An 11,751-nucleotide genomic window follows, 5' to 3' on the forward strand; every position below is an offset into this window, starting at 1 on the left:
CCCCTTTTCATCTCCACCCGGGCCAGTCCGGGCAGGGCCTGAACCTTGAGATTCTCATGCCCGGAGGCTTTTTCAAAGAGCTTCTGGGCATCTTCCAGGCGGCCCTTTTGCAGGTAGGCCCTGGCCCCGGGCAGAAGAATATCTTCTCTACCTGCGTACCAGTCCTGAAAATCATCAGCCGCTTGCGCAGCCGCTGCAAAATCCTTCTGCAGCAGAGCGACATTCACTGCCTCGCTCCAGGCCTCAAAATAGACTGCCGGACTTTTCTCCGGTCCCTGGTGGACTATCCTCTGCAGATGCTTGCGGGCCTGTTCAAACCTTTGCTGGGCAACCAGGTTTCTGGCCAGCCTGAGGTTCAGCTCCGGATCATGCTTTTTATCCGCCAGCTCCTCCCGGATTATCTCTTCCCCGGAATAATAATCCCCCCACAGCAGCAAACGCTCAGAATAGACAAGCCTGATCCGCCTCTTTTCTTCCCCTTTCAGCCTGTCCAGGGTCTTGGTGTATATTTCCCGGCACATCCTGTACCTGCCTAAGGAAGCCAGGACATCGGCAACCTGGATGAATCTGTCCGCATCAAATTCTTGAGAACGTACAAACTCTTCAGTTAGTGACACGGCTTTGCTGCGGTTGCCCAGGGCTGCTTCCAGCCGGATACGGTAAAGGGCCATAAGGGAACCGTCGGGATGAGTGGACTCAATTCTTTCCAGAACCTGCCCTGCCTTAGACAGGTGCTCTTCTTTACCGCTTTGCAGCAAGAGCTCCAGGAGCATTTCTCCGGCCTCTTCATGGGATATCCTTGCATCCCCGGGAACCACTGTAGAAGATCCCAGTGACTCGGCCGGCTTGGCCCCGACAAGGCCCAGCAGCAAAATGACAAAGACGGCAAGCGCCAGCCATCTGTCAAATATACATTGTCCTGTGGCTTGAAAGACCTGTTTTTCTCCTGTTCCCCTTCCTTGCCGCCCGTCTTTCAGGCGAAAGGGAAGGGTCAGGGAAGGGTTCCAGGCGGCACCCGGCATGTGCTCAGGCATCAGCTGGATCTTCATCCCCTGGCTACCGGGATTCAAGGGTCTTCTCCATCTGCTCTATTGCCTCATCATACCGCTCCGCCCACATGAGCACCTGGGCGTAATGCCGCCTGACCTGGTTGTCCCCGGGCCTGGATTCCAGAACCCTTTCGTACTCCTGGATGGAAGCCTCGTAATCCCCCTTCCAGCTGAGCACCCGGGCCAGCTTGAACCGCGCCTCGTCCTGCCTGGGGTTGTCCTGCAGATATTCCCGGTAAATGTCTGCCGCCCGGTCATACTGTTCCAGCATGGCATAAATCTCACCCAGCTCCAGGCGGGCTTCCCCGGTTATCTTGTCTTCTGGAACAGAGGCAAACATTTCCCGGGCTTTGTCAATCTCATCCGTCCAGTAGTAGACTCTGGCCAGTTCCAGCCTGGCCTGGACAAGATCAGGCTTTTCATCCAGCACCCTGTGGTACTGGTCTATGGCTTCATCGTAGCGCTGCACGTAGCTAAGCAGCCTGGCCAGCTCCAGCCTGGCCTGCCAGTCCTCTATCTCATCCTTGAACTCAGGTGACACCCTCTCCTGCTGCATGAGAAAATCGCCCGGGGAATCCTCTGCCTGCACAGAACCTGCAAAAAAGAACACAGCTGCACTGAAAATAAATAAAATAAATATCTTCATCATTCTTCTCCCAGAATCCGGTAATAAATATTGATGGCTTCCTCAAACCGTCCCTGGCTGGTGAGTATCTGCGCCCTCAAAAAAAGGGCGTATTCCCAGTCTGACCTGAGTTCCAGGGCCTGGTCCACTAATTCCAGGGCCTGCCCGGAATCGTTTATGGACCAGTAGGCCCGGGCCAGCTTGAGTAAAACCCTGGCATCATCAGGATATCTCTGACGCAAGACTTCAAAAGCATCCCTGGCCTGGTCCGGTCTGCCTGTTGCAAGGCTGGAATCACCCAGGCGGTCTAAGAGCATGTAGCTGATCTTACCCTTTTCCAGAGCCCGGCTGTAATAAGCGGCGGCCTGTTCATAATCTCCCTGTGCAAAGGACTGCTGACCCTTACGCCACAACACCTCTTCCTGGTTGAAGTGCATATAGGCCCAGGGTGTTACAAGCATCAAAAAAAGCAGCATAAGGGCAAAGCCTGTATACTGCTTGGTTTTTGCGGAAAACAAGTCAAGGTTCATGCCTTACCCTGAAATAGCCGGCCCTAAACTTTATGAATTTTCATCTTTTCTCAATGCCTCTACCGCGCTTTGCTCATCCGGATGAATCTCAAAGACCCCCCTGTCCAGCCTGGTTATGGAAAACAGTTTGCCAACGTTGGGTCTTACACCGAAAAACACCAGCCTGCCTCGGTTCTTCATGGTCTTCACAGTGGAAAGCAGAGCCGAAAGACCGGAGCTGTCCATAAATTCAACTTCAGATAAATCCAGGGCTACTTTCTCTTTGCCCTGCAGAATATAATCTACCATCCAGCCCTTGAAGCTCGAGGAGTTTTCTGCATCAATTCGTTCTACCATTGGCCTTATAACCAAAATATCATTAATATTTCTGGACTCAAAAAACATTCAGGCCATCCTGTTGCTGCTGTCATTCAGTTTAATCTTATTTACCCTTACTCTGAACATATATCCCGGTCAAGTCATCCTCGAAGCCTACCACGCCTTTTGAGGCGGCTGAGACCCTGCCTGCAAGATCCTGCACCTGGAAATCATCCCTGGACAAAAGCCCGAAGCAGAGTTCCCTGAAGGCCTCGTACCCGAAAATATCCTTTCCGTTCACCCGGCACTCGTAAAACCCATCGGTATACATGAAAAGCTCCCAGTCCCGGCCGCATTCAAGAAATCGACTCTTGTACTTTTCCTGGTGAAAACCAAGCAGGGCCGCAGTGGGCTCAATCTCATGCAGACTTTGACCATCGCGCAGAAATGCCGGACAGTGCCCGGCGTTTATATATTCCAGCCTGTTCTTCAGGGGATCAATATCCACGGCCATGAGGGTTACAAAGTCGCCCATATCTCCCACTGTCTGCATGAGCTGACTGTTGAGGGCCTCAAGAAGGTGCGGCAGGGGGAGGACAGCCTCATCAAAATGAAAAACTGTGCGGACCATGGACATAAGAAAAGCCGCCCTGGCCCCGTGCCCGGAAACATCGGCTATGACGCACCGAAGGCCGTCATGGCCCAAGGGCAGATAGTCAAAATAATCACCACCGGCCAGACCAGAGGGCTGATAAAATCCGCGTGCGTAAAGACCTTGAGAGTGGTATTCCGTGGAGGGCAGAATGCTTGTCTGCAGGTCGCTCATGGCCTGCAGTTCTTTGGACAGTCTGCTGTGGGCCTCTTGAGCCGAGCGCTTGGCCTGCAAAAGCTCCAGGTGATTTTTGACCCTGGCCTTGATTATGGGAAAATGAAAAGGCTTGGTAATGTAGTCCACAGCCCCCAGGGAAAGGCCGTAAGCTTCATCTTCAACATCGGATCTGCCGGTTACGAATATCACCGGGATACCTGCCGTGCCCGGATCGGCCTTGATCCTTCTGCACACTTCATACCCGTCAATACCCGGCATCATGATATCCAGAAGTATCAGGTCCGGAGGATCGTCTCCAAAGATTATCTGCAGGGCTTTGTCTCCGTGCAGGGCTGTCTGGACCCTGTAGTCATCCTTTAGAATGGAGCTAAGGATACGGATGTTCAGCGGAGAATCATCCACCACAAGTATTTTGTATTTTTTTTGCATCATGTACTGCATGCCAGACCAGGTCTCATCCTTTCTAATCTCGATTTAAACCTGATCGTGCAAAGGGTCAAGCAGATAAGACATGGCAAAGTTTATGATAACTGCCTGTCATCACTGAACTCATAAGTTCCTTCACTCCAGGCAATAAGGTGAGCAACCTTTGAGCATACATCAATGCAAGCTTGGTCGAATCGACCATATAAAAAAATTCATATTTTCTACCAATACGAATGCACACTACTATATATTATAAGAACAAACTGTTATAGACTGATTATTAAAGTTCAACCATATTTTTAAAAAGATTATCGGACGGGCATTCCAGTCATTGTATTATAATGACATAATAAAATATAATCAGAAAAACAATATTTTGTAGAGTACTGTCCCATGTTATACTTAAACTGTAAAACTGTTTATTATAAACAAAGATTAAAAATGAATAAACAACAGATATACTTTTTATTTTAATTTTACATTAGATGCTGACTCTTTTTTTAAAATCCAGACATTTTTTTAAAAAATTCTCTTGACTGATTTAAACTTATTCATTATACATAAACTCAACAAGGCACAAATTATAAAAATTAACAAGTGCAGGCTGTTTAAAATTTGGTTTAAGCCGGATTGTCCTTTAAGGATAGTTCGGCTTTTGTGTTTAAATTATAGCACAGGAAAAGGTGAGCAAAATGCATGTATTTAAATCTTTTTTCAACTCAATAATAAATTTCCGCTGTAAAATATCTTCATGGCTTTCATGCCTTGGAATGCAGTATCCTGATGAAAGCACAAGCAGAAGACATAAGTTTTGACTTTGGATAAACATGTCTATTTTCTTTCTGTATGGAAACAAATAAAAACAAAAAATTGAGTAGTGGCATCTGACATCCAGTACAACATGCATGTTAAATTACCATGACAGTCTTTACCGGCACCTTGCCTGCAATTTCCTGTTGCTATGCTTTACAATGCACAAAAAGATAACCATTTGTTTTTATTTGATTTTTAAGCAGAAGTCTACGCCTGCAAAATTTTGTCTTCCTGCAGGCGAGCAACATACAGGTGAAAAAGGAGGAATGACCTATGCTGCTGACAACCGTGTGTAAGGAATGCAAAAAAGAGTATTCGTATGACCCCCGTTTTGACGCTCTTGCCTACACCCAGGGCAGATGCAGAGAATGCGCAGACAGGAAAGGCATACGCAGAGTTGATCTGACAAGAAAATTCTCCGAGCGCGGCCGGGGTCACAAGCTTTAGACTTTCCGGCAGCTTCCAGCCCGAAAAGATTGACACGCTGACAGGGCCTTGAATATTGCAGCTCAAAGCTGCAGGCAGTACGGGAGAGCCATTCAGGGGGCGTAACCATTCAAGGGGTCCTCGGTGCTGATTACTGGCACAAGGCCCGGGGACTGTCCCGCCAGAGGCGTGAATCCGGCACCCCCCTGAATGGTTCCGATAAGGCGGCAGGGACAGGGAATCCTCTCCCTGCCGCAAATCAGTTTGGGATGGAGACCGGCTGTTACATGGCGTTTTTAAACAGCTGTATAATATCCTCAACCGTTCCAACACGGGGGTTGGTGCCTGCGTTGCCGTCCTGCATGGCCTGTCTGGCCATGGGCTCGATATCTGACTCCTTCACACCCAGTTCCGACAGTCCCTGAGGTATTCCCACGTCTCTGGAAAGACGCTGGATGGCGTCAATGGCCTTTTCAGCAGCCTCTATCTGTCCCAGTCCACAGGTATTTTCGCCAAGGGCTGCAGCAATCTCCGCAAATTTCTCCGGATTGACCATGAGGTTGTACCTTTCCACATGGGGCAACAAAACAGCATTGGCAATGCCGTGGGGCAGATCCAGCAGGCCGCCCAGCTGATGGGCCATGGCATGCACGTAGCCCAGGCCGGCATTGTTAAAGGCCATGCCCGCCTGCAATGAAGCATAGGCCATACCTTCCCTGGCCTGCATGTCCTGTCCGTTGGCTACGGCCCGGCGCAGATACTTGCCAATGAGCTTTATGGAGTGCAGGGCCAGGGCATCGGCGTTTTCGTTGGGATCCTTGGTCACATAACACTCTACAGCATGGGTCAGAGCGTCCATTCCTGTGGCTGCGGTCAGTGCCGGCGGCTTGCCCACCATCAGATCCGGATCGTTGATGGACACCTTGGGCAGGTTCCTCCAGCTGACAATAACGAATTTGACCTTCTTTGCCGTGTTGGTGATTACGCAGTGCCTGGTCACCTCGCTGCCGGTGCCGGCAGTGGTATTCACAGACAGAACTGGAGGCAGTTCATTGTTCAGGGTTTCAATACCGGCATAGTTGTCGAACAGATCCCCTTCATGGGTTGCGGCGATGCCGATTCCCTTGCCGCAGTCATGGGTGCTGCCTCCCCCGACGGTGACGATCATGTCGCAGGACTCGGAGTTGTACACCTTGAGCCCGTCTGCGATATTGGTATCCTTGGGGTTGGGCTCGAACCCGTCAAATACAGCAAACTTGATGCCGAAGCTCTCAAGAGAGGCCTTGACTGTATCCACCGGTCCCCCGGCAATCTTGACCAGGTCCGGATCACACACCATCAGGGCTTTGGTTCCGAACATTTTCGCCCTGGAACCGATTTCACTTACAGTACCCCTGCCGATAAAATTCACTGCGGGACACAAAAAGTCTGCCATTTTACTCCCCCTTGGTTTTAGTTTTCCAAAACAGGATTGAGCTTTTCAATCCGGGCCTTTCTTTTTTTGGCCAATTTCTGGAATGTACTGAACACATCTGAAACAGGCCTGATTTTTTCCGCGGCATCCGTGTAAAACTGCTGAGCCCGCTCTTCCATCCGCTGCAGAAGCTGCATTATTTCCGGCCTGCTGATGCCTGCGGCATCGGGCTGAGACAGTTGATAACTCTTTTCTTCCAGACCCTGGACAGGTTCCAGGATCATCTCGGAGATATTTTCCTGTCTTGCCCTGGCCAGGTTTTTGGCATTTTTGAGGTTTTCTTTTGCCAGGGCCTGCAGCAGCTCGGAACAATCCTGCATGTCCGGATTGTTCATGGCCTGCTGTATAAATCCGCCGTCCTGCTTTTCCATTGCAATGGCATAGTCCAGGACACCTCCGAAGTTTTTCAGGGACATTTTTAAACTCCTGTTGAAATACGCATAACACCTTGACTCAGGGTCTGTACGCGTGTTTTGCCATGACCTGATTCTTACGGCCTGCTTAGAACCAGCGGCTGATTACCACCTTGGCATCCGTGAAGAACTGGAATACATCCTGGCCCTGGCCTTTGTGGGTCCCGAACATGGAATCGCCTGCGCCGCCGAAAGGAAAAAAGCTCATGGGGGCGGCTATACCGACATTGACGCCCACCATGCTGGGCTTGACTTTATACTTGAATTCCCTTGCAGCCCCACCGCTGGAGGTGTATATGCAGGCGGCATTGGCCAGACCTGTACTGTTGGCGTAATCAATGGTCTCCTGCAGGGACCCGGCCCGCAGAACCGACACCACCGGCCCGAAGATCTCCTCCCTGGCAATGGTCATGTCCTTGCTCACGTTATCGAAAATGGTCGGACCGACATAAAACCCTTCGGGATTTTCCACTGCCGGGTTTCTGCCGTCCAGGACCAGCTCCGCCCCTTCTGATATTCCCTTTTCAATATACCCAAGCACCCTTTCCTTGTGGGCTGCTGATACCAGGGGGCCCATCTGGGTACCCGAATCAAGGCCGTCCCCCACCTTCAGATTGCGGGCCTGCTCCACAAACTTTTCCAGGAATTCATCGGCTATGTCTCCCACAGGGGCCAGAACCGCACCAGAGAGGCACCTCTGTCCAGCACATCCGAAAAACGAGGTGATGATGGAGGGCATGGCCTTGTCTATATTGGTGTCAGGCATCACAGTGATTACATTCTTGGCCCCGCCCAGGGACTGCACTCTTTTGCCGGTTTCTCCGCAACGCTTGTAAATGTATCTGGCCGTGGGTGTGGAGCCCACAAAGGAAATCCCCTGGATGTCCGGGTGGTCCAGCATGGCGTTGACCACTTCTTTAGATCCGTTCACCATGTTCACCACCCCTTCAGGCAGATCGATTTCCTCCATGAGCTCAAAAATCAGCCCCTGGGTCATGGGCACCTGCTCTGAAGGCTTGAGAACAAAGGTGTTGCCGGTGACCAGGGCGTAAGGCATGAACCACCAGGGGACCATGGCTGGAAAATTAAATGGCGGGATACACCCGAATACCCCCACGGGCTGGCGCTCGCTGCTGCAGTCAATGCCCCTGGCGATGTCTTCCAGGGTGGACCCCATGGCAAGGCTTGTCACACCGGTGCTGTGCTCTACATTTTCAATCATGCGGCGGACCTCGCCCCGGGATTCATCCAGGGTCTTGCCCATTTCCCGGACCAGGGTCCTGGAAATATCTTCAAAGTTTTCCTCAAACACCTCTTTCAGGGCAAACATATACCTGGCCCTTTTGATGGGAGGCACGGTGCGCCATTCCTGAAACGCTTCCCTGGCGGCCTGCACAGCCCTGTCCACCTCGGAAGCAGTGCTGTATGGCACCTGGGCCAGCTTCTCTCCTGTGGCTGGGTTCCATACTGTTCCAGTTTCAGTGGTGCCGGACTGCTCCCATTCACCATTGATGTAATTTTTCAAAAGCGGCAAACTCATAATCAAATCCTCCAATATTTTTTATCTGTTGTTTTAAACATGCTGTCACAAAGACTTGTCATTTTATGCCTGCGGCACGGACTGCTCCCCTCCTTGGTTAAGGAGGGGCCGGGGGTGGTTCGTTCTGATTAACCACTTCCTTATCCAGATTCCCGCAGGTTCGGCTATGTCGTTGTCACAAAAACTTGTCATTATATGCCTGCAGCACGGACTGCTCCCCTCCTTGGTTAAGGAGGGGCCGGGGGTGGTTCGTTCTAAATAACCACTTCCTTATCCAGATTCCCGCTACCTTCCGCTAAAGCACCTGATAATAGAGCTCCACAATCTCATCTCTGGTTGCCTTCCTGGGGTTGTTTCCCGGACTGCCGCTGGCCAGTGCGTCATCAGTCATCTTGTGCACCAGAGGATCAAGTTTCTCCCGGGTCACCCCGAGCTGACTCAGGGAGGGGATTTTCAGCTGTTCTATCAGCTCCTTGGTCCTGTCTGCACAAAGCCTGGCCGCCTGGTGCACAGGAAGGCCTGCTACAGGCTGGTCCATGGCCTCAGCGATCGCGGCGTAACGCTGGGGAGCACCCAGCAGTGAAAAATCTGTAATCACACCCAGCAGGGCGGCATTGGAAACGCCGTGAGCTATGTGGAAATTGGCCCCGATGGGCCTGGACATGCCGTGCACCAGGGCTACTGAAGAATTGGTAAAGGCCATGCCGGCCTGCAGAGAGCCCAGTTGAGTCTGGCTCCTGGCCTCCAGATCGTCCGGATTGGCCCAGGCCCTGGGCAGATATGTATTGATGAGCCTCACTGCGGACAGGGCCAGCATATCGCTCATGGGCTGGGATTTGACAGAAACATAGGCTTCAATGGCGTGGGTCAGGGCGTCCAGGCCGGTGCTGGCGGTAATGTGCCTGGGGCATTTCAGGGTAAGCAGGGGATCTATGACCGCCACCCGGGGCATCAGCCAGGGGCTGATGAGCAGCATTTTTACATCAGTGCGGGCATCTGTGATAATGGTTACCATGGTGGCTTCACTTCCGCTTCCAGCGGTAGTGGGGATGGCCATGACCGGCAGACCGGGGCCGGGAATCTTGTCTATCCCGGCATAATCCAATATCCGGCCCTCATTCACGGCCTCAATGGCAATGGCCTTGGCTGCATCAATGGGGCTGCCGCCTCCGCAGGCCACGAGAAAATCGCACCCGTGCCGGCGCAAAAGCTCCAGGCCCTTTTCTACATGCTCCAGGGTGGGCTCGTCGTCCACCTCGTCAAAGACCACAACCTGCAATCCGGCTTCATTCAGAGAATCAAGGGCCGGGGCAATGACATTCATTTCTTTAAGGGTACTGTCCGTGACCAGCAAAACCCGGGTGGCTCCACTGCGCAGGGCCTCTGGTCCTGCCTTGGCGGAAAAACCGCTTCCACAATGAATCGTCGGGGGTGACCTGAAGGTACAGTTTTTCATAACTTATCTCCTGAGCTTGCAGAAAATGGTTGTGCAGCATCCCTCACTGCCCGGTGAAGTGCTGACAGGACTATATGGTTACTTTTTTAGAGTGCACCATCATGACCGGGACTCCATGATGCCCAGCATTTCTTTTTCCACATCGCATACATGGTCATACATGGCCTGAGCAGCCTTCTCCGCGTCCCTGGCCACCAAGGCGTCCAGAATGCGCTGATGAGCATCTACTACGTGCTGGGAAAAATCCGGGCCGGGCTTGACCTCCACCTTGACCTCTGCAAGGAGCTTGTTCACAAAATCCAGGATCATTACCAGGACCGGATTACCGGATACCCTGGCCAGGTGTACGTGAAAATCGATTTCGTGCTCCCCGCCGATGATGTTTTCGCCCCGCTCCAGAGTCCGGGAACAGGCATCGTTTAAGGACTGCAGGTATTCCAGGTCCTTGTCGCTGAGCTTTTCCACCAGCTTGGAGGCCAGATAGGGCTCTATGAGCTTTCGCACCTCGGAAAGCTCTTTTATGGACACATTCTGGAAATGAAGAAAATGGCCGATTGCATCCCTGGTAAAATCCATGCCCACTTCCTTGACCACCGGCCCGCCTCCCGAGCCTTTTTTGATTTCCAGAAGTCCCATTGTTTCCAGGGAGGATAAAGCCTCCCTCAAGGTGAACCGGCTGACCCCGAACTCGGACATGAGCTTTTGTTCCGACGGCAGCCGATCACCGGGCTTGAGTCGCCCCATAAGAATGTTGCTTCGAATCTGGTTGATTATAAAAACTGAACGTTTTTCGTTGGTTACATGCTGAAACATAGTTAATTTAATAATTTTTTCCGGTTGATGTTTAAGGCGGCTATGACCGCAATCCATTTTTCCTCACGCAAAGACGCGATGATCGCAAAGGAAGAACTCTATCTTTTCTCTGTGCCTGGCAATGTTCAACCGGGCCTGCTCCTCAGTAAAGGAAGGGAGCTAAATATCGAACCTCCCCCAACCCCTCCTTAGCCAAGGAGGGGAGCAGATCGAGGCGTGGCAACACTCTGACGCATGCATCTGTATAAACACTCCGTCTGGATCGTGACTAAACTTCCACCCCCCAAATAAATCCAGGCCACGGTACAGCTCCCCTCCTTAGCCAAGGAAGGGCCGGGGGTGGTTGTATGAAATCCCTACCTTATAAACATTCCAGAAACCCACTACCCAAGTAAATCCAGGCCACAGTGCTGCTCCCCTCCTTAGCCAAGGAGGGGTCGGGGGTGGTTGTATGAAATCCCTACCTTATAAACATTCCAGAAACCCACCACACAAGTAAATCCAGGCCACGGTGCAGCTCCCCTCCCTTAGGAAGAAAGTATGGGTGTATGGGAGTATCCATGTGTGGGTATAAAGATATCTTGACTCCCATACTTTCATACTCCCTTACGCCCTTACTCCCTTACTCCCATACTCCCATACTTCTTAAGGCCAGGGGTGGTTGTATGAGATCCCTTCCTTAAACAATCGATGTGGAAGCAAGGCTGCCTGTTTATAAAATGGATGTCAACAAATATTATAATATTTATATTTTAAAATATATAATCTTTACAAAGGCGCTTTCACTGGTATATTCATCCAGACTCGGATATACGTAATTTCAGCCCATCCGGCTCACTGGGATATCCAGCCCAGGCTGCGTAACTCTTCAGGGGGGAGATATGCCAATTTGCCTGTCTACCATGTGGGCAATGCCTTGCTGGGGATTTTTTATTCTTCAAAACCGTGTGTGCGGAGCACCTGCCTGCCCGCTAAAATTCCGCAGGACAGCAAAGCGCATTTTAGTCGGGTGTGAAGCCTGAAGGCTTCCCGTGCCAGAGAAGATTTTTTTGGCACGGGC

Annotated in this window: 11 protein-coding genes; 1 reads left to right on the forward strand and 10 read right to left on the reverse strand. The window is 51.4% G+C overall.

The window, feature by feature from the left end; all coding sequences use genetic code 11:
- From D5S03_RS06505 to D5S03_RS06525, 5 genes are all read right to left on the reverse strand, one after another.
- The coding region (locus tag D5S03_RS06505; RefSeq protein WP_287043061.1) for a tetratricopeptide repeat protein at positions 1 to 1,070 on the reverse strand (1,070 nt) is incomplete at its 3' end.
- Positions 1,057 to 1,638, reverse strand: coding sequence for a tetratricopeptide repeat protein (locus D5S03_RS06510; protein WP_287043063.1), 582 nt, complete (start codon positions 1,636 to 1,638; stop codon positions 1,057 to 1,059). The genes D5S03_RS06505 and D5S03_RS06510, both read right to left, overlap by 14 nt.
- 56 nt (positions 1,639 to 1,694) lie before the next feature.
- Positions 1,695 to 2,204 carry a tetratricopeptide repeat protein gene (locus D5S03_RS06515; protein ID WP_008871744.1) on the reverse strand — a complete coding sequence of 170 codons (510 nt, stop codon included), beginning with the start codon at positions 2,202 to 2,204 and terminating at the stop codon, positions 1,695 to 1,697.
- Positions 2,205 to 2,234: 30 nt separating this feature from the next.
- Positions 2,235 to 2,588, reverse strand: a complete 354-nt coding sequence (locus D5S03_RS06520; protein WP_008871745.1) for an STAS domain-containing protein — start codon at positions 2,586 to 2,588, stop codon at positions 2,235 to 2,237.
- 37 nt (positions 2,589 to 2,625) lie between these two features.
- A complete protein-coding gene (locus D5S03_RS06525; protein WP_161598703.1) occupies positions 2,626 to 3,762 on the reverse strand; it encodes a PP2C family protein-serine/threonine phosphatase in 1,137 nt (378 codons plus the stop codon).
- A 1,080-nt stretch (positions 3,763 to 4,842) separates the two neighbouring features.
- On the opposite strand from D5S03_RS06525, the gene D5S03_RS06530 reads away from it, so the two are divergent.
- Positions 4,843 to 5,016 carry a hypothetical protein gene (locus tag D5S03_RS06530; RefSeq protein ID WP_008871747.1) on the forward strand — a complete coding sequence of 58 codons (174 nt, stop codon included), beginning with the start codon at positions 4,843 to 4,845 and terminating at the stop codon, positions 5,014 to 5,016.
- A 262-nt stretch (positions 5,017 to 5,278) separates the two neighbouring features.
- On the opposite strand, the gene D5S03_RS06535 is transcribed toward D5S03_RS06530, so the two are convergent.
- From D5S03_RS06535 to D5S03_RS06555, 5 genes are all read right to left on the reverse strand, one after another.
- Positions 5,279 to 6,430: an iron-containing alcohol dehydrogenase gene (locus tag D5S03_RS06535; RefSeq protein WP_008871748.1), complete on the reverse strand. Its 1,152-nt coding sequence runs from the start codon at positions 6,428 to 6,430 to the stop codon at positions 5,279 to 5,281.
- Between the two features lie 17 nt (positions 6,431 to 6,447).
- On the reverse strand, positions 6,448 to 6,885 hold the full coding sequence (locus D5S03_RS06540) for a ferritin family protein (protein WP_287043069.1): 438 nt from the start codon (positions 6,883 to 6,885) through the stop codon (positions 6,448 to 6,450).
- Positions 6,886 to 6,970: 85 nt separating this feature from the next.
- On the reverse strand, positions 6,971 to 8,422 hold the full coding sequence (locus D5S03_RS06545; protein ID WP_287043071.1) for a CoA-acylating methylmalonate-semialdehyde dehydrogenase: 1,452 nt from the start codon (positions 8,420 to 8,422) through the stop codon (positions 6,971 to 6,973).
- A gap of 295 nt (positions 8,423 to 8,717) precedes the next feature.
- Positions 8,718 to 9,878, reverse strand: a complete 1,161-nt coding sequence (locus D5S03_RS06550; RefSeq protein WP_008871751.1) for an iron-containing alcohol dehydrogenase — start codon at positions 9,876 to 9,878, stop codon at positions 8,718 to 8,720.
- A gap of 99 nt (positions 9,879 to 9,977) precedes the next feature.
- Entirely contained in the window at positions 9,978 to 10,691 is a 714-nt protein-coding gene (locus D5S03_RS06555; RefSeq protein ID WP_287043072.1) for a FadR/GntR family transcriptional regulator, read from the reverse strand.
- Positions 10,692 to 11,751: the final 1,060 nt, after the last annotated feature.

Origin of the sequence: Desulfonatronospira sp. MSAO_Bac3 (genome assembly GCF_003838035.1) — a bacterium.
Classification (GTDB): Bacteria; Desulfobacterota; Desulfovibrionia; order Desulfovibrionales; family Desulfonatronovibrionaceae; genus Desulfonatronospira; species Desulfonatronospira thiodismutans.